This window comes from Photorhabdus aballayi (assembly GCF_026153155.1).
Taxonomy (GTDB): Bacteria; Pseudomonadota; Gammaproteobacteria; order Enterobacterales; family Enterobacteriaceae; genus Photorhabdus; species Photorhabdus luminescens.
Genome location: NZ_JAPFCD010000025.1, coordinates 45,852 through 65,749 on the forward strand (window position 1 = coordinate 45,852; position 19,898 = coordinate 65,749).

Annotated in this window: 15 protein-coding genes and 1 tRNA gene; 10 read left to right on the forward strand and 6 right to left on the reverse strand. The window is 41.9% G+C overall.

From position 1 onward, the window contains the following. The first annotated feature begins 92 nt into the window (after window positions 1-92). Window positions 93-1,031: a DNA-binding transcriptional regulator DsdC gene (gene dsdC, locus OO184_RS13645; protein WP_265379657.1), complete on the forward strand. Its 939-nt coding sequence runs from the start codon at window positions 93-95 to the stop codon at window positions 1,029-1,031. A gap of 714 nt (window positions 1,032-1,745) precedes the next feature. Beyond that, window positions 1,746-2,333, forward strand: a complete 588-nt coding sequence (locus tag OO184_RS13650; protein ID WP_265379658.1) for an Ail/Lom family outer membrane beta-barrel protein — start codon at window positions 1,746-1,748, stop codon at window positions 2,331-2,333. 415 nt (window positions 2,334-2,748) lie between these two features. Here OO184_RS13650 and OO184_RS13655 read toward each other — a convergent pair. Beyond that, window positions 2,749-2,824, reverse strand: a tRNA-Lys gene (locus tag OO184_RS13655). 252 nt (window positions 2,825-3,076) lie between these two features. Here OO184_RS13655 and cycA point away from each other — a divergent pair. The 4 genes from cycA (at window position 3,077) to OO184_RS13675 (ending at window position 7,760) form a co-directional block, all read left to right on the forward strand. After that, window positions 3,077-4,483: a D-serine/D-alanine/glycine transporter gene (cycA, locus tag OO184_RS13660; RefSeq protein WP_265379659.1), complete on the forward strand. Its 1,407-nt coding sequence runs from the start codon at window positions 3,077-3,079 to the stop codon at window positions 4,481-4,483. A gap of 605 nt (window positions 4,484-5,088) precedes the next feature. Further along, the gene (locus tag OO184_RS13665) at window positions 5,089-6,117 is read left to right on the forward strand and encodes an NAD(P)-dependent alcohol dehydrogenase (protein WP_265379660.1); all 1,029 of its coding nucleotides are present in this window, start codon (window positions 5,089-5,091) and stop codon (window positions 6,115-6,117) included. Between the two features lie 3 nt (window positions 6,118-6,120). Further along, a complete protein-coding gene (gene xylB / locus OO184_RS13670) occupies window positions 6,121-7,632 on the forward strand; it encodes a xylulokinase (RefSeq protein WP_265379661.1) in 1,512 nt (503 codons plus the stop codon). Beyond that, window positions 7,629-7,760 carry a hypothetical protein gene (locus OO184_RS13675; RefSeq protein ID WP_265379662.1) on the forward strand — a complete coding sequence of 44 codons (132 nt, stop codon included), beginning with the start codon at window positions 7,629-7,631 and terminating at the stop codon, window positions 7,758-7,760. The genes xylB and OO184_RS13675 overlap by 4 nt, the downstream gene beginning before the upstream one ends. 106 nt (window positions 7,761-7,866) lie before the next feature. Here the strand turns inward: OO184_RS13675 and putP are convergent, their stop codons facing one another. Further along, on the reverse strand, window positions 7,867-9,351 hold the full coding sequence (putP, locus tag OO184_RS13680; protein ID WP_265379663.1) for a sodium/proline symporter PutP: 1,485 nt from the start codon (window positions 9,349-9,351) through the stop codon (window positions 7,867-7,869). A 485-nt stretch (window positions 9,352-9,836) separates the two neighbouring features. Here putP and putA point away from each other — a divergent pair, with 485 nt between their 5' ends. Continuing rightward, a complete protein-coding gene (gene putA, locus OO184_RS13685; RefSeq protein WP_265379664.1) occupies window positions 9,837-13,817 on the forward strand; it encodes a trifunctional transcriptional regulator/proline dehydrogenase/L-glutamate gamma-semialdehyde dehydrogenase in 3,981 nt (1,326 codons plus the stop codon). A 72-nt stretch (window positions 13,818-13,889) separates the two neighbouring features. Here putA and OO184_RS13690 read toward each other — a convergent pair whose 3' ends face one another. From OO184_RS13690 to OO184_RS13705, 4 genes are all read right to left on the reverse strand, one after another. Beyond that, on the reverse strand, window positions 13,890-14,408 hold the full coding sequence (locus OO184_RS13690) for a GNAT family N-acetyltransferase (RefSeq protein ID WP_265379665.1): 519 nt from the start codon (window positions 14,406-14,408) through the stop codon (window positions 13,890-13,892). A 207-nt stretch (window positions 14,409-14,615) separates the two neighbouring features. Beyond that, on the reverse strand, window positions 14,616-15,128 hold the full coding sequence (fliZ, locus tag OO184_RS13695; protein ID WP_011146218.1) for a flagella biosynthesis regulatory protein FliZ: 513 nt from the start codon (window positions 15,126-15,128) through the stop codon (window positions 14,616-14,618). Between the two features lie 52 nt (window positions 15,129-15,180). Continuing rightward, a complete protein-coding gene (locus tag OO184_RS13700) occupies window positions 15,181-15,903 on the reverse strand; it encodes an RNA polymerase sigma factor FliA (RefSeq protein WP_049582169.1) in 723 nt (240 codons plus the stop codon). A gap of 246 nt (window positions 15,904-16,149) precedes the next feature. After that, on the reverse strand, window positions 16,150-17,217 hold the full coding sequence (locus tag OO184_RS13705; RefSeq protein WP_265379666.1) for a FliC/FljB family flagellin: 1,068 nt from the start codon (window positions 17,215-17,217) through the stop codon (window positions 16,150-16,152). 274 nt (window positions 17,218-17,491) lie between these two features. Here OO184_RS13705 and fliD point away from each other — a divergent pair, with 274 nt between their 5' ends. The 3 genes from fliD to fliT are packed head-to-tail and all read left to right on the forward strand — an operon-like array spanning window position 17,492 to window position 19,740. Continuing rightward, the gene (fliD, locus tag OO184_RS13710; protein WP_265379667.1) at window positions 17,492-18,943 is read left to right on the forward strand and encodes a flagellar filament capping protein FliD; all 1,452 of its coding nucleotides are present in this window, start codon (window positions 17,492-17,494) and stop codon (window positions 18,941-18,943) included. Between the two features lie 12 nt (window positions 18,944-18,955). Further along, window positions 18,956-19,366, forward strand: coding sequence for a flagellar export chaperone FliS (gene fliS, locus OO184_RS13715; RefSeq protein ID WP_036775505.1), 411 nt, complete (start codon window positions 18,956-18,958; stop codon window positions 19,364-19,366). Continuing rightward, window positions 19,366-19,740 (forward strand): flagella biosynthesis regulatory protein FliT, encoded by a 375-nt coding sequence (fliT, locus tag OO184_RS13720; protein WP_088371889.1) that lies wholly within the window; start codon window positions 19,366-19,368, stop codon window positions 19,738-19,740. The genes fliS and fliT overlap by 1 nt, the downstream gene beginning before the upstream one ends. Window positions 19,741-19,898 lie beyond the last annotated feature (158 nt).

Consider the following 19,898-nt stretch of genomic DNA (forward strand, 5'->3'; position numbering starts at 1 on the left):
TTGCGATTTAAATCACTAAAACTATCTGAAACACACCGCCTTAATGATACGGTTGTATTATCCTTCGCCGATGAACTAGAAACACTATAAATATGTACACAGATGATAATTTCATGGTTGTGAATAAGTTACTCAATGGAAGCCAGTTATCAAAACTGCATACATTTGAGATAGCCGCTCGCCACTGCTCTTTTGTCCTGGCCGCTGACGAATTAGCTATCACTGCCAGTGCGGTCAGCCATCGAATCAGTTCTCTGGAACAAGAGTTGGGATTCAAACTCTTCCAACGTTTTCACAGAAAAATTGAATTAACTTGTGAAGGAAAGCGTTTATTTTGGACAATTAAATCGACGCTGGAGCATCTAAATCAGGAAATTCTAGAAATAAAAAATCAGGAGTTATCGGGTAATCTGACTATTTACTCCCGCCCGACCTTTACTCAATGCTGGCTAGTGCCTAAATTGGCTGATTTTAATCAACTATATCCATCCATTAACCTGAACATCTTGGTCGGTAACGAAAATGTGAATTTCCGCGGTTATGGTATCGATCTTGCGATTTATTTTGATGATATTATATCCAACGAGTTATCACATCAATATCTGATGAGTGAATATATTACCCCGGTCTGTAGCCCACAATATGCCAAAAAACATAACCTAATGGGAAATATCGATAATCTACAATACTGTACACTATTACATGATAAACAAGCATGGAGCTATGATTCCGATACCAAAGAGTGGAATACTTGGGCAGAACATTTCAACATTACGCTGGAACCATCACACAAGTGTATTGTCTTTGATCGTTCCGATTTAGCTGCCGTTGCCGCAATACACCATGCGGGTGTTGCAATGGGCAGAAAAAATATGATTTGGGAAAAAATTGAAAACAATGAATTAGTCGCCCCCTTTCCCAATACTGAAGTATTATGTAAACAATATTACTACACCTGTACCCTGCCTCAACAACAGAATGAGAAAGTCAATGCCTTTATCCAATGGCTAAAATCAACTATAGACGAATAAAAATATAGCCAACCATTAACGGATATAACAAACCTGCCCTGTTTTAAATGGCGATGGTGAGTTTTAAGTGGCGATAGTTAGTCGCCACAGAAATTTAACACCGGACTCTACCGTACTACTATCTTGTTTTTGTATCTTGTTTTTGACCATATCAAGCCGATGATCCTTGGCAAGCTTATATGCTCAAAATAATTAAATTATACTTTTCACAATCAGATATACCCTATGGATTTCAAGATGCATCGCGACGGCAAGGGAGCGAATCCCCGGGAGCATAGATAACTATGTGACCGGGGTGAGAGAGTGCAGCCAACAAAGAGGCAACTTGAAAGATAACGGGTATACATTGATGCATTCCCTAGCCCAGCTAAAGTAAGGTGTAGAGTCAGTATCAAACAGAATGATAAAGGCTGAATTCCATTTTCTACAAAATCCAGCCTTATTAAATAAATATTGCAACAGTAGAGATAATATCTATCGACCGCAATAACCACTTATTATTTTCACATTTTTACTGGGATTTTTTATCACTATTTCTATCCTTAAAAAACCAGTAATAATGTAATTATTTGAAAAGAACATCTAAATTAAATCAAAAAATATATACTAATGGTGTAAGTTATGATATTCATCACAACTGCTGATAAGCAAATCGTTTAAATGAGTTATAAAGTCGTTTATTTTAGAAGTATGAAGTATATAGAGTGTAATGAAATGCAAAAGTTGTTATTAAGAAAATTGTTATTAAGCTGTGGAGTTATCTTTTCTGTATCTGCGATAGCTTTGCCTGCTCAAGCAGAACAACATACAGCTTCAATCGGATACGCCTATGTGAAACCACAAGATGCAAGCGCATTAAATGGTGCAACATTAAGTTACCGATATGAGCTTGATGATCAATGGGGGCTATTATCATCATTTACCTTTGCTAAAGGAGATGAAAAAGAGAAAACAGAGAATTACCACTCAAAAGATGATATCAAGTACTATTCCTTAATGGCGGGCCCAACCTATAGGGTTAATGATTATATTAGCTTATATGGTCAACTGGGATTATCTAGGATTAATGCAAAATCTTCTACTCATTATCGTCCTTCCACACACTACCGTACCGGATATATCGAAAAGGAAGAAGCAAGCAAAAACGCTTTAGGTTGGGGATTTGGTTTTATTGTAAATCCAACAACCAACACCTCAATTACTGCCGGTTATGAAGGTAGCCGTTTTAGTATTAAAGATGGGAACGAGAAAGATCATACATCTACTAACGGTTTTAATATAACTGTCGGCTACCGTTTCTAATCTTAATCAATGAGCAATGTATCATCACCAAGGTTGAATATTCTATTTAATTGACAACTTTGGTGATTTTTCAAAACAGTAAATCGTCATAAATATTTCGAATAAGCCCAGTGAGCATTATCAGAAAAAATCATAGAAAGAAATTTAAGGGATGAAAGAAAAATAATTTTCAAATGTTGAATATATATGATTTAGATATATTTTTATTGGCATTTTTTTTGATTTTTATTTCTATTAACAATATAAAACAAGAAATAATCACTAAAAGCGAAACTCAGAAAATATGTGTATTTATCGCCAAATCATCTTAAGAAGATGCAAAGAATATTAAATCAGACCTGATATGATTATGACATGAATAAGTTACATAGAAAAATAAGTTGTCAGTGAAATCTTCACAATTCACTAATTTGATTGGTGGGTTGTCGGGGGCTCGAACCCCGGACCAATTGATTAAGAGTCAACTGCTCTGCCGACTGAGCTAACAACCCAATGTGCATAATTATTCCCCTATACAAAGCTGTCGTCAATATATTATGACCATTTTTTTCTGAACGAATAATTCATACTCAATTCCAACAGCATTAACAAGTTAAAATGTAACCAATTTGTTTTTAAAGTGAGATCAGACTGTTATTACTATAGTAATCTGTGTCACAATATTTTTCGCAAACATCATCATATATAAGGCCACTTAAAGAGCCGTAACAATTTACCTAAGAAAATATTGGATACTATATACTATGGCAGAAAATATACACACTTCACTTTCCGCTGAAACCGGGGAAACGCAGTTGCAACGCCATCTAAGCAACCGGCATATACAACTTATCGCTATTGGCGGCGCCATCGGCACCGGCCTGTTTATGGGCTCAGGGAAAACAATCTCTCTCGCCGGACCATCGATCATATTCGTTTATATGATTATCGGTTTCATGCTGTTCTTTGTGATGCGCGCAATGGGTGAGCTATTGCTTTCGAACCTGAATTATAAATCATTCAGTGATTTCTCCGCCGATTTGCTCGGGCCCTGGGCTGGTTTTTTCGTCGGCTGGACTTACTGGTTCTGTTGGGTTATTACCGGTATCGCCGATGTGGTCGCAATCACTTCCTATATCAGCTATTGGCAACCGGATTTTCCACAATGGCTCACATCCCTGCTCTGTGTTTTACTATTGCTCTCCCTTAATTTGGCTACAGTGAAATTATTCGGGGAAATGGAATTCTGGTTCGCGATGATAAAAATCGTTGCCATTATCGCTTTAATCACAACAGGCGCGGTTCTGATTAGCATGCATTTTCAATCTCCAGCCGGTCATACCGCTTCTCTGGCAAATATATGGAATGATGGTGGATTCTTTCCCAAAGGATTAAGCGGATTTTTCGCTGGATTTCAAATAGCCATATTCGCCTTTGTGGGCATTGAATTAGTGGGTACTGCCGCCGCAGAAACTAAAGATCCAATGAAATCGCTTCCCAGAGCTATTAATGCCATCCCGATTCGTATTATCACCTTTTACGTGCTGGCGCTGATAATTATTATGTCAGTCACACCGTGGCGTTCAATCATTGCAGACAAAAGCCCTTTTGTTGAGCTGTTTGTTCTAATCGGTTTACCCGCAGCCGCCAGTATCGTGAACTTTGTGGTATTAACTTCTGCCGCTTCTTCAGCAAACAGTGGTGTTTTCTCCACCAGCCGCATGTTATTTGGATTAGCAAAAGAAGGTGATGCGCCACAGCAATTCGGCCGCCTTTCACGCCGTTCTGTACCTGCATCAGGATTAATTTTCACCTGTCTATGTTTATCCTGTGGTGTAGTGCTGATTTATTTAATTCCTGATGTTATGCACGTGTTTACCCTAGTAACCACCGTTTCAGCCATTCTATTTATGTTTATCTGGAGTATGATCCTAAGCTCATATCTGGTTTACCGGAAACGTCGCCCGGCATTACATAAGGCTTCAACCTATAAAATGCCATTCGGCATTATCATGTCATGGGTCTGTCTGGCATTTTTTGCATTTGTTCTGATATTACTCACTTTACGGGATGATACCCGCCAAGCATTAATCATCACACCGGTTTGGTTCCTGATCTTAATTATCGGTTTTCAAATTGTAAAAAAACGTAGAACACGTTTGTACAGCTAACTCATTCAAATTTCATCTATATGACCTGTTGGAATAATACTCCACAGGTCTTTTTTAGCGATATGACTAAAATTCTTGTGCTTTATTATTCCATGTTAGCAATAGCTGCTACACTCTCAAAAGTGGCTTTCTGTGGACGATGAACCGTCAATTTTAATCTCTAATAAACGTTATAATTATATAATCATTTAAACCAATTCAGTCACGCAAAAAACGTCGTATCACGACATTATACCTAATAGATTTCGAGTTGCAGCGCGGCGGCAAGTGAACGAATCCCCAGGAGCATAGATAACTATGTGATTGGGGTGAGTGAAAGCAGCCAACAAAGCAGCAGCTTGAAAGATGAAGGGTATATATCGAATTCAAATATCCAAATGCTTTACTCTTGAGTTGAATATCCCTTTTGCAAAAAAACTATTATTTTCTCAATATAATATACATGTCAAAAAGAGTGACCAAGTGAACAATTCTCTTTTTAACATTGACACCAAAACATCACCATTGAATAAGACCTTAACTTAAATCACATAAATATAATAATTTTCGATCTAACATCCTCCCAAATAAATGATATCGGTAATATCAAAATAAGAGGACGTATCATGAAGGCATTAGTATTAGAAAAAGCAGGTCAGATTTCAATTCAAGACTGGGAAGACCCCGAAATACTGGGTGAAAATGATGTTGAAATAAAAATTCACTCGGTGGGAATTTGCGGCAGCGATGTACATTATTACCAATACGGGCGTATTGGGCCATTTATTGTCGAAAAGCCGATGATCCTCGGGCACGAAGCATCCGGTGTAATCACCGCAGTAGGTAAAAATGTGATTCACTTAAAAATCGGCGATCGTGTCTGTATGGAACCTGGAATTCCTAATCTGCAATCACCACAATCACGAGCAGGTATTTATAACTTAGATCCAGATGTCCGTTTCTGGGCGACGCCCCCTATTGACGGCTGCTTACGTGAAAGAGTTATTCACCCGGCAGCATTTACGTTCAAATTACCGGATAATGTCAGTTTTGCCGAAGGCGCAATGGTTGAACCATTATCTATCGGTATGCAAGCAGCCACAAAAGCAGAAATTAAACCAGGAGATATCGCATTAGTTATTGGCGCTGGCACGATCGGAATTGTTACCGCACTTGCTGCATTAGCCGGTGGTTGTTCTGATGTCATTATTTGTGATGTGTTCGATGAAAAATTGGAAATTGCAAAACAGTATCCAGGTCTCCACCCGGTTAATAGCAAAGTACTTGCTGAAAAAGTTAATACATTAACCGATGGTAATGGCGTCAATATTCTCTTTGAATGTAGTGGCGCAAAATCCGTCATTGCCACTATTTCAGAGCATATTGCACCGGGAGGAATAGCTGTACTGGTCGGCATGCCTATCGATCCGGCGCCATTTGATATTGTCTCTGCTCAAGCTAAAGAGATCACATTCAAAACGATTTTCCGCTACGCAAATATGTACCCTCGTACTATTCGTTTACTTAGCGCTGGCAAGCTCAAGGTAACCCCTCTATTATCCGCAACCTATAAATTTAAAGACAGCGTTCAAGCTTACGAACGAGCTGCGGAGGGTCGTCCGACAGACATCAAAATTATGTTGGAAATGGAGTAACATATGGCGCTCTATGCTGGTATCGATTGCGGTACACAAAGTACTAAAGTCATTATTGTCGATAGCCAAAAAGCGCATATTTTGGGTGAAGGCAGCTCGCCTCACCCGATAATTAGCGATTCAAACGGCCGTCGTGAACAACAAGTTCAGTGGTGGACAGAAGCACTGGAAAATGCCTTTGCTCAAGCGATCAAGCAAGCAGGAATTTCTGGTACAGAAATTGTCGCTCTTGCCGTATCAGGCCAACAGCACGGTTTTGTTCCTCTGGATGCAGAAGGTCATGTTTTAGCACCGGTAAAACTCTGGTGTGACACTGAAACTGCTGTAGAAAATCAGGAAATTCTTGATGCGCTCGGTGGTACGAAAGCCGCTTTAACACAAATCGGGTTAATGCCGCAGACAGGTTATACCGCATCTAAAATTCTTTGGTTCAAAAAATACCATCCTGAGTTATGGTCAAAACTGAACGCCGTTTTATTACCTCATGATTATCTCAATTATTGGCTAACAGGCAGATTAGTTGCTGAATATGGCGATGCCTCAGGAACCGGATTACTAAATATTCGTAAACGCGAATGGGATAATCAGATTGTCCAATTAATTGATCCGGATGGCCGTCTTTGGAATGCACTGCCTGAATTGGTTTCTGCTGAGACCTGTATTGGTACAGTAAGGCCGGAAATAGCAAAAAAGTTAGGGCTTTCACCGACAACCAAAGTTGCGTCTGGCGGGGGCGATAATATGATGGCTGCAATTGGAACGGGCAATATCATTCCAGGCATCACGACCATGAGTTTAGGCACCTCTGGCACTCTATTCACTTACTCTGACAAACCGATTGTCGCTGATTCTGAAATGATCGCTGGTTTCTGTTCCTCTAATAATGGATGGCTGCCATTGATTTGCACGATGAATGTAACTTCAGCGACAACCACTATTCAAAAGCTGTTTAATATGGATATTCAGGCTTTTAATGACATATTGAACCCAAGCAAACCCGGTGCTAATGGTTTGATGATGCTACCGTTTTTTAATGGTGAACGTGTTCCGCCACTCCCCCATGCCAAAGCGAGTATCCATAACCTGGATACTAGCAATATGAATCAGCAAAATTTTATTTTGGCTGTAGTTGAAAGCGCCACATATGGGCTACGTTTTGGTATTGAATTATTTCGCAAACAAGGGATTGAAATTAACGAGATCCGTTTGACTGGCGGCGGCGCTCGCAGTAAAAAATGGCGACAAATTGTGGCGGATATCATGAATACGCCTGTTATTTGTGTCACTCATCAAGAAACCGCCGCATTGGGCGCAGCTATTCAAGCTATGTGGTGTGATTCCTTGACAGAAGAGAAAGATAAACAAGCGCAGCTCATCCATATTTGCCAATATTTTGTTCATCTTGATGAAGAAACCCGCACCGTTCCAACCCCCGAAACGGCCGCATTATATGATGTGTTTTATCAAGATTATTGCTCTCTGCTTACTACTGAATATCCAGAGGTGAAAGCATGACAATATTGACCGCCGATCATTCTCCTGATGTATTGCTCAAAATCACTGGTATCCAAAAATCTTTGATGTGGAAGCGACGCCGTACAGCAAAGACAAAACCGGGAAAAATGATCGATGATTTTTCATGATAAAAAAAACAAACCTCGCTATTTTAAACGAGGTTTGTCGGCAGTCTGGTGAAGGCGTTTCGCCTTCACGCTTTTTTACCTTTATTTCAATTTACCTTACTTCAACTCATTTAGTCTTATATTGCGCCTCAGCATCAATAAAACGCTGTTGCGCGGCGCTGCTCGGCGCTTTACCCAACAAGCTCACAATCACGATCGCAATAGAAGCTAAGATAAAACCAGGAATAATTTCATACAACGCAAACCACTGGTACTTCATCCACACCAATACCGTGACGGCCCCTACCAACATTCCCGCTAATGCGCCATTACGTGTCATACGTTTCCAGATAACAGAAATCAGTACGACCGGACCGAACGCAGCACCAAATCCCGCCCAAGCATTACTTACCAAAGCCAGTACTTTATTGTCCGGATTGGTTGCTATCACCATCGCGATAACCGCCACCAGCAACACCATGAAACGCCCCACCCACACTAACTCTTTCTGGCTGGCCGATTTACGGATAAAGGGTTTATAAAGATCTTCCGTCAAAGCACTTGCACACACCAGCAACTGACAGCTTAAGGTACTCATCACCGCGGCCAAAATAGCGGATAGTAAAATGCCTGCTATCCACGGATTAAACAGAATAACCGCCAATTCCATAAAGATACGCTCACGGTTGGCTGTGACCGGGCCGGACAGTTCAGGATACATTTCAAAATAAGCAATACCGAAGAAACCGACAGCAATAGTGCCTGCCAAACATAACACCATCCAAGTCATACTGATACGACGAGCTTTGCGGATAGTATGATGGGAATCTGCCGCCATAAAACGCGCCAGAATGTGTGGCTGACCAAAATAACCTAACCCCCAACCTAACAGCGAGATAATGGCAATAAAGTTCAGCCCTTTAAACATATCCATATAAGCTGGGCTTTTCGCTGCTATCAGAGCCAGAGAGGTATCAATGCCCCCCACAGAGAAAATAACGATAATCGGGGTCAAGATAAGCGCAAAGATCATTAATGAAGCCTGAACCGTATCTGTCCAACTCACCGCCAGAAAGCCGCCTAAGAAAGTGTAGGCAATCGTTGCGGCTGCACCAAGCCACATGGCTTTCTGGTAACTAATACCGAACGTACTTTCAAATAACAATCCTCCGGCAACCACGCCAGAAGCACAATAGATAGTGAAGAAAGTCAGAATAACCAGCGCGGAAATAATACGTAGGATTTTACTGCTATCGTCAAAACGACTGGTGAAATAGTCCGGCAATGTTAGCGCATTATTATTAACTTCCGTCTGGATTCGCAGCCTGCCTGCCACCAATTTCCAGTTCAGGTAAGCGCCTAAAGAGAGGCCAATGGCTATCCAGCTTTCTGAAATCCCCGCGAAATAGACGACGCCAGGTAAGCCCATTAGTAACCAGCCGCTCATATCCGAAGCGCCGGCAGACAACGCCGTTACCATGCTACCTAATCGCCTTCCTCCCAAAATATAATCATCAAAATTCTTGGTTGAGCGATAAGCCAAAAAGCCTATCAACAACATTCCAGCAATGTAGACAATAAAGGTGATTAGCATTGGTGTATTTACTGTCATGCAAGTTCTCCATAGTGTTATCTCTGTTTTGCAAAGCCGCAGTTCTCCTGGGTATACAGAGTTTTCCCTGTCAGGTTCAGGAACGTTGCACCTGATTGCACCTAAAAATGGTCCATAATTCTAAATTGAAATAATTATTTTTGTAACCAATTAGAAAGTTACAGTGAATCCTAGATTAGCATTAGGCAATTTAACAACTAATTAACGCCGTTTTTTACAAGAAACGTCTACTGAATCACATTTATTTGATTTAAAAATTACACTTTTTAACCATTTCAGGGTTACCCCCCTATGTTAGCCATAAAATATTAAACCAATGTGTATCAATCAAATAAAGTCACAAAAATAAATATATCCACCTGATTATAATAACTAGATTAATTTCACAAAAATAAAACAAGCAATTCTCATAAGGTTGCACAAAGTTGCAACATGTCAGATATTATCGTGCAACTTAGATAAACCTTACCTATTAAGGAGCAAGGATGGGTAGTACAACAATGGGCGTGAAGCTTGATGAAGCCACACGTGACCGCATTAAAGCCGCTGCGCAACGGATTGACCGCACTCCACATTGGCTGATTAAACAAGCTATTTTTAATTATCTTGAACGTCTTGAAAATGGTGAACAGATCGCTGAACTTTCTGCTAGTCAGGATATTAAAGAAGAGAAGATAATCGCAGAAGAAACGGTAATAGATTCTTCTCATCAACCTTTCCTCGACTTCGCAGAACATATCCTGCCTCAATCAGTAAAACGTTCCGCAATTACTGCTGCCTATCGCCTGCCAGAAACACAAGCCGTTCCCATGCTGCTACAACAGGCGCAATTGCCAGAAGATCAAGCACAAGCGACTCATAAGCTGGCTTACGGCATTGCAGAAAAATTGCGTAACCAGAAAAACAGCATCGGTCGTTCAGGTCTGGTCCAAGGGTTATTACAGGAGTTCTCGCTTTCATCTCAGGAAGGCGTTGCGTTAATGTGTCTTGCGGAAGCCTTGCTCCGTATCCCTGATAAAGCCACTCGCGACGCGCTGATCCGCGACAAAATCAGCAACGGCAACTGGCATTCCCATCTGGGCCAAAGTTCATCCATGTTTGTCAATGCAGCAACCTGGGGGCTATTGTTTACCGGCAAACTAGTTTCTACCCACAACGAGGCCAAACTCTCCACTTCGCTGAATCGCATTATCAGTAAGAGTGGCGAACCATTAGTGCGTAAAGGCGTAGATATGGCAATGCGCCTGATGGGTGAGCAGTTTGTGACCGGAGAAACTATCGCTCAAGCGCTGGCAAGCGCACGTAAGCTGGAAGAAAAAGGATTCCGTTACTCCTATGACATGCTAGGCGAAGCCGCTTTAACTGAGGAAGATGCTCAGAATTATATGGTTTCCTACCAACAAGCAATTCATGCTATCGGTAAGGCATCTAACGGCCGTGGTATTTATGAAGGCCCCGGCATTTCCATTAAGCTATCCGCTCTGCACCCGCGTTATAGCCGTGCTCAATATGAACGCGTCATGGACGAGCTATATCCACGCCTGCTTTCCCTGACATTACAAGCACGCCAATATGATGTTGGTATCAATATCGATGCCGAAGAAGCGGATCGTCTGGAAATTTCACTCGATCTGTTGGAGAAACTCTGTTTTGAACCACAACTGGCTGGCTGGAATGGCATTGGCTTCGTTATTCAGGCTTATCAGAAGCGCTGCCCCTTTGTTATCGACGCGGTCATTGATTTAGCGCAGCGCAGCCGCCGTCGGTTGATGGTGCGACTGGTAAAAGGCGCTTACTGGGATAGCGAAATTAAACGCGCTCAAATCGATGGGCTGGAAGGCTACCCAGTTTACACCCGCAAAGTTTATACTGACGTTTCTTATCTGGCTTGCGCCCGCAAACTATTGTCAGTACCCAATCTGATTTATCCTCAGTTCGCTACCCATAACGCCCATACTTTAGCTGCTGTTTATCATATGGCGGGTCAAAACTATTATCCTGGTCAATATGAATTTCAGTGCCTGCATGGCATGGGAGAACCATTGTATGAACAAGTGGTCGGGAAAATCGCTGATGGTAAATTAAACCGCCCATGCCGTATTTATGCGCCAGTAGGCACTCACGAAACACTGTTGGCTTATCTGGTCCGCCGTCTGTTGGAGAACGGCGCTAACACCTCTTTCGTCAACCGTATCGCCGATACCACATTGCCACTGGATGAACTGGTTGCCGATCCGGTGAAAAAGGTTCAGAAGCTGGCCGAAACCGAAGGCCAAATCGGTCTTCCACATCCGAAAATTCCTCTGCCTCATAATCTGTATGGCAAAGATCGCGCAAATTCAGCCGGTCTGGATCTTGCCAACGAACATCGTCTGGCTTCTCTTTCCAGTGCGCTATTAAGTTCTGCTACCGAAGAACAGCATAGCGAGCCACTACTGGGCGGCAATTATCACCATCAAGGTGAGTTACCGGCCGCCAAACCGGTTATTAACCCGGCGACACCTGCGGATATTGTCGGCCATGTTCGTGAAACAACTGAACAGGAAGTCAGTCATGCGCTGGATGTCGCAACAGAGGCTGGCGCAATCTGGTTTGCGACACCGCCATCAGAACGGGCGGCTATTCTGGTTCGTGCTGCGGAATTGATGGAAAACCAGATGCAACCGTTATTAGGTATTTTGGTTCGGGAAGCCGGCAAAACCTTTAACAATGCAATCGCTGAGGTACGCGAAGCGGTCGATTTTCTCTACTACTACGCGGGACAAGTTCGCCATGATTTCGCTAATGATACTCATCGCCCACTGGGGCCGGTTGTCTGTATCAGCCCGTGGAATTTCCCATTAGCCATTTTTACCGGGCAGATAGCGGCTGCATTGGCTGCCGGTAACAGCGTATTAGCAAAACCAGCGGAACAGACCCCATTAATTGCGGCAACAGCGGTCAAAATACTGCATCAAGCAGGTATTCCCCACGATGCATTGCAATTATTACCTGGCCGAGGTGAAACCATTGGTTCTCTTCTGGTGGGTGATGAGAGAGTACGAGGCGTGATGTTTACTGGCTCCACTGAAGTGGCTAGTTTATTACAACGTAACATTGCCGGACGACTTGATGCACAAGGGCGCCCAACTCCTCTGATTGCCGAAACCGGTGGTCTGAACGCCATGATTGTCGACTCTTCCGCGCTAACAGAACAAGTTGTTATGGATGTGGTCGCTTCTGCTTTTGATAGTGCAGGTCAACGTTGCTCTGCCTTGCGTATCCTCTGTATTCAAGATGATGTGGCGGAAAGAACCCTCACCATGCTGAAAGGCGCTATGTCTGAATGCCGGATGGGTAATCCTGAACGCCTGTCTACCGATATCGGCCCAGTCATTGATGCGGAAGCCAAAGCGGGTATTGATCGCCATATTCAAGCAATGCGTACCAAAGGACGCACAATTTATCAGGCCGCACAAGATAATGTGGTTGACAATCAAGAGTGGGATCAAGGCACTTTCGTTAAACCGACACTGATTGAATTGGAAAATTTCAATGAATTAAAACAAGAGATTTTCGGCCCGGTTCTGCATGTTGTTCGTTTTAAACGTAATGAACTGGATAACTTGCTGGATCAGATTAATAACTCTAACTACGGTCTGACTCTGGGCGTCCATACCCGTATTGATGAAACAATTGCACAAGTCACAGCTAAAGCGAAAGTCGGCAATCTGTATGTTAACCGCAACATGGTAGGCGCTGTTGTTGGCGTGCAACCGTTCGGTGGTGAAGGCTTGTCCGGTACCGGACCGAAAGCAGGCGGCCCACTCTATTTGTACCGTCTGCTCTCTTGTCGTCCTCAAAACGCGATCAGCCAAACGTTGGAACGTCAGGATGCTGAATATCCACTGGATGCTAATGTTCGTTCAGCGCTGATGGCTCCCTTTGATGCATTAACCGAATGGGCAGCCAATCAGCACAACGAAGAGCTAAATCAGTTAGTTCAACAATATAAATTGCTGGCACAAGGTGGTACCACTCGTCTGTTACCTGGGCCGACAGGCGAACGCAATACTTACACCCTGTTACCTCGTGGTCAGGTGTTGTGTCTGGCGGATAATCAACAGGATACGCTGATCCAACTGGCAGCAACATTATCTGTGGGCTGTCAGTTGCTCTGGCAAAATGATGAACTACATCAGCAACTGTTTCGTCAATTGCCAGATAGCGTCCGTAAATCAATCCATTTGGTTCAAGATTGGCAGAGTGAAGATACGGCATTCGAAGCGGTTATTTACCACGGCGACTCTGATCAACTGCGTCAAGTTTGCGAACAAGTCGCTCAACGTAAAGGCGTTATCATTTCCGTACAAGGTTTTGCCCGTGGAGAAACTAATCTGCTGTTAGAACGTTTGCTACATGAACGCTCATTGAGCATTAATACAGCGGCGGCAGGAGGTAATGCCAGTCTGATGACTATCGGTTAATTTCGGCTGTAGCTACGGGGAACACATTAAAAATATGTTCCCCTTAGATTAGAAATCAACCCCAAAACTCTGTTAATTCCCATCAGATATTCCTTTAGTCATATAGTATTCATCTATCAGTTCACCATTTATAAATAGTGAGCCAGTTCTGATGCCGGAAAAAATAAAACCTGATGATAAATACAGCTTTATTGCCAATGTATTTTTTATTGCAACGGTTAACTCAAGTCTGCTAATTCCATTTTTCCGTGACCAATCTTGCGCTTTGTCGAGTAGAGTTCTCGCTATACCTTTGTTTCTATATTCTTTTTTTACTCCAAGAACAATATAACCCAGATGCCTGTTCCTATTGAACACGCCTCTAGATATAACAATAAATCCAACAATGTTTTTATTATCTTCACATATTAACATTTGCCTGTCTTTGCCAAATCCTTTTATTATATCTGCCTGTTCCTCTGCACTTGTTTTTCTTTCTCCCGGCTCAAGCAACATAAATTCCGATGTGTTATCCAAATCATTAAGAAAAACAATGAGACTGTTTGCATCTTCTACGTTAACTTCTCTAAAAACAAAGATTTCTTTTTCCATAGCGAATACCATATTAATGAAATATGCATAAATAGCGCCCTGACGGGTGACTAAACCGGATTAATGAGGAAAATGAGTTGCATGATTATTCATCATGAAAGAAAAAAACCTCATTATTTTTAACGAAGTTTGTCAACGAGCTAAGGGGAACACATCAAAATGCGTTCCCCCAAAATTAATCATCTCTTTGCTGTTTATATTTCCAGCTTAGTGACCGCCCTGCTGCCAGCTCAAATACTGTTCATACTTGCGCAAAGCAATGTTGTAGTTACTGAATGCCGACTGTGATAGCTTTTCACTCAGTTTTTCCTGAATTTTCTCTGTTGTGAACTCTTTTACAGGGTAATTGCTTGAAGTGAGCAATTCATCCAAACGTCGTAAACGAACCACATACTCACGAACAGTACTATGACTCATTTCAGTCTGCTCAAACAGATACTGTTTGAACGACATGATGTCAAAATAATCTGTCTCGCTATTGCAATAAATCTCACTGCAAAAACGACATAACGCGACAAATTTATCTTGCAGCTCATCCCAAGTCTTGTCATCAATCAACTCCGTCATCTCGGAGATGGACTCTTTGTTGATCACTTGGCCATTAAAAACCAAAGAGATACGGTCAAGAGCTTTGTGACAATGCAAGCAATGAGTTTGACTATGTTTGTAGTCTTTAATGTAACGGCTGAGCGGCCGTTTCTTTTGTGTTGTAACAGACATAAGAGATAAGCCCTGTGTGTAGTCTTAAACAAAAAACAAATAAGCAAAAAAGTTACTTTTCCGGATTTAAGCGTGCCCGCAAGCGTTTAATCGCTTGGCTGTGTAGCTGACTTATACGGGACTCCCCGACTTCAAGTACTGCGCCAATCTCTTTCAGATTAAGTTCTTCCTGATAATACAGCGTCAGAACCATTTTTTCTCGCTCAGGTAACGAATCAATAGCCTCAATTACCCGTTGACGAATGTCACTTTCCAGCAATTGTTGTAAGGGATTAGTTTCATGCCCTTCTTCAATGACAGGTTCACAGCTTTCACCATGCATTTCATGCCATTCGTCATACGAAAACAACTGACTGTTATTCGTATCTAACAGTATCTGCCGATATTCTACCAGATCAATCTTTAATTCTTTAGCAACTTCCTGCTCACTGGCTGGACGGCCTAAGTCTTGCTCAAGTTTTCGGATGATTTGCGTCACTTCGCGCGCATTACGGCGCACGCTACGCGGAGCCCAATCGCGACTCCTTAACTCATCCAACATTGCACCTCTGATGCGTTGTACCGCATAAGTGGTAAACGCGGTTCCCTGTAAGGAATCAAAACGTTCCACCGCATTTAGTAAGCCGATTCCCCCGGCCTGAAGTAGATCATCCAGCTCCACACACGCGGGTAACCTAACTTGTAGCCTTAACGCTTCATGGCGAACTAATGGTACGTAGCGCTTCCAGAGGCTGTTTTTGTCCATCACGCCTTCGGCGGTATACAAATCGCTCACAACAACAGACACCTTTGGAAAAAGAGACTAACCCTCATTATCCAATCCCCTAACAAGGGCAATCGTTTGAACAATGTAGTAAAAACGCTTCTTTTTCACCTATGCGAAATTTATTGTCTGCCTAATAGTATCACAAATTTTAGGCTGTTCCTGATAAACTCCTAAAAAAGAAGGACCGGCGAGCCGATCCTTGATTTATTTGGATTTTTATGTGAATCAGGTTCACATATTGCCCTAGCTGAGCAATTAACGCAGCAGAGACAATACGTTATTAGGAATTTGGTTAGCCTGAGCCAGAACCGCAGTACCTGCCTGTTGCAGAATTTGACCACGGCTCATGTTAGACACTTCGGTCGCATAGTCAGCATCTTCGATACGGCTACGAGCAGCGCTCAGGTTGTTAACCGTGTTGTTCAGGTTGTTAACGGTAGATTCCAGACGGTTCTGGATAGCACCCAGAGAACTGCGCAGGCTGTCAACTTTTGCCAGAGCATTGTCCAAAGTTTTCAGAGGATCTTTCGATGCTTCGCCAGTCAGCTCTTTAGTAGTATCTGCTTTAACTACACCTGTAGCCTTATCAATAGTTGCATTGTAAGTTACTTCTTTACCATCCTTATTAGTAGCAGTAATAACAAATTTATCAGCAGCAGGATTGCCATCTGCATCAAGAGCTTTAGCTACTTTGTGATTACTCATATCTTTCACGCTAGCGTCAGTGAAAACTAATGGATTTTTCTTACCTCCATTATCAATATCAGTAACTGGATCACCTTTTGGAACTTCCTTAGAAACAGTGAATTTACCCAGTCCCAGAATATTGCTGTCAATTTTTTCCAGATTAATTTTGATAACTTCGTTATCGTTAGCACCAACCTGAATGGTCATTTCGTTCTTTTCACTTAGAACATGAACACCGTTAAATTGAGTCTGTTTAGAAATACGATCAATTTCCTTTAAACGCTCAGTAACTTCTTCCTGGATAGATTTGGTATCACTCTCAGAGTTGGTTTCGTTTTTCGCCTGAACAGCCAGTTCACGAATACGTTGTAAGTTGGTGTTAATTTCGTTCAGAGCGCCTTCAGTAGTCTGTGCAATAGAGATACCGTCATTAGCGTTACGTGCTGCCTGAGTCAAACCTCTAACATTTGAAGTGAAACGGTTAGCGATCGCTTGACCAGCCGCGTCATCCTTGGCACTGTTGATACGCAGACCAGAAGACAGACGCTCGATAGCGTTACCCAAAGTACCCTGGGATTTGGTCAGGTTATTCTGAGTCAGCTGGGACAGGCTGTTGAATTTGATGACTTGTGCCATAATTAGAGTTCCTTTTTAAAATCAAGTCGATATATAAGTTTGGGTTTTACCCACGGTGTTCACCACCGCCAACAGTTTTATCGGCGCTCCTCAAAGAACCTTTAATTTTTCTTGAAAAAACTTTTTCTTTTTTATCACTTTGCCCTGATAAGCCAAACAGCGTCGGTTCTTCACGACTATTCTTACCATAGAAAAATTATTTTTATTAGTAAACTTTTCTAAAAACTTACCGATAACCGGTTCAATAAAGCTTTACTAATAAAGGAGTCAATAAATGGCTAGCATTTCTTCATTAGGCGCCGGGTCGGGGATGGATCTTGGTTCTATATTGGATAAACTTCAGGCAGCAGAACAAAAGCGTTTAGTCCCTCTGGCAGAACAGCAAACCAGTTATAAAGGTAAGCTAACGGCTTTTGGCACATTAAAAAGCAGTTTGGAAAAGCTGGAAACCGCGTCTGAATCCCTGAAAAAGTTCGATAAACTTAATACAACCACTGCCAGCGAAAAACATGATGCATTCACTGCCAGTACTGATTCTAAAGCCAGCCCAGGTAGCTACAGTATTGAAGTTAAGCAATTGGCGCAGGCACAATCATTACAGACAGAAAAAGTCAGTAATATCAAAGAGTATATGGGCGAATCTTTGGGTGAAGGTAAAACCCGGACAATCACCATTACTCAACCTGGCGAAAAAAAGCCGATGAAAATCGAGCTGACAGACGGACAAACATCCATGATTGAGATCAAGGATGCAATTAATAAACAGGAAGGTAATGTCAACGCCAGTATTATTAAAGCGAAAGATGGCGAAAACTATTTAGTGCTGACGGCTAAAAAAGCCGGCACTGAATCCGTAATGACCATCAAAGTTGAAGGTGATAACAAACTTAGCCAATTTCTAGACTATACTCCGGGTACAACAAGTAAATTAACTCAAACTGTCGAAGCTAAGAATGCCCTCTTAACCGTTAATAACATCCCAATTGAGCGTCAGACAAACCATATTACCGATGCACCCGAAGGCGTTACGCTGGATCTGAAAAAAACGACCGAGGATAAAGATTACCAAAGAAAGATCGAGGATAAAGACAAACCTAGGGAACATAAGCCAGAAATACTGGTCATATCTCGTGATATTGAACCGATGAAAGAGGCGATTAAAAACTGGGTTGATGCTTATAATGAATTGCAAACGACGTTTGATTCACTGACCAAATATAAGCCAGTAAAACAGGGTGAAGAACCGTCGAAAGATAATGGCGCTTTATTAGGTGACAGCACATTACGCGGAATACAGAACCAGCTAAGAAGCCAAATTTTCAGCTCTCAAAAGGTCAATGATATTCCAACCCTGAATAAACTGGGCATTAAACAAAAGTTTGATGGCAAGCTGGAAATTGATAACGAAAAACTGGAAAAAAATCTAAAAGAAAAACCGGCTAATGTGAAAGCATTCTTTATGGGTGACGGTAAAGAAACGGGTTTTGCCACCCAGACACATAAGCTATTAAAAGATGCTCTGGATAGCCATGAAGGTACCTTAGCTACCGCGACTAATGGCATTAACAAGCGTCTAAAAACCCTTGAGAAACAAGTAGACAGGACGAAAGACAATATTAACGCAACAATTGAACGTTATAAACGCCAATTTTCACAACTGGATAAAATGGTCTCTTCCTTGGGAAAAACCGGTAACTTCCTATCACAGCTACAGACAATAAGATAATTAAAGGAAATTATGTATCAACGTTCGGCAAGTCAATTATATGCCCAGATAGATGTGGAGAGCGAAATTATGAACGCCTCCCCCTATCAGTTGATTCAGATTTTGTTCAACGGGGCGCTTAGCGCCCTACGTCGAGCAATTATTCTGATGGAACAAGGTAATATCGCGGAAAAAGGCGCAGCTATTTCCAAAGCGATCAATATCATCGATAATGGCCTCAAGCAGGGGTTAGATAATGAAAAAGGTGGAGAGCTGGCACACAATCTCGCTTCCCTTTACGACTATATGACCCAACGTTTACTCCACGCTAATTTACGCAATGATGAGCCAGCCATTACCGAAGTAATAAAATTACTCACCGAGATTTCAGACGCTTGGCGGCAAATTGGCCCTCATTACAACGCCAGTCAGGATATTGTTTAATGGATAATGAAATGGATCTCTTGTCAGCTTACCAACGGATCCTAAGTTTAAGTGAGCAAATGCTTAATTTAGCTAAAAATGAAAAATGGGATGAACTTGTTGATATGGAAATCACCTACCTCAAAGCAGTAGAAGTGATCAGCCACTCTTCAATATCATCGACCGTTTCTCTTTCGTTACAGCAAAAAATGACCAACATTTTGCAGATAATTTTAGATAATGAAAATGAGATTAAAAAACTACTACAGCAAAGACTTGATGAATTAAGTAAACTCATCAAACAAGCAAGCCAACAGCAATTATTAAATGATAGCTACGGCCAATTCCCTGTTGAACCCTATCATACTCTTATGAATTCTACGGAACAAAAGTAATCGAGAAATAAAGGTGATGTACTCTCATCACCATTATTTACCCGTTTTGTGAGCTTGGTTTAGGATGTCTTTAAAACCTTGTAGTATTCCGATCTACAAATCAGGATTGCCCTTCGTCTTCATATTTCCCCCATCACGACCAATAGGCATTAATGAGC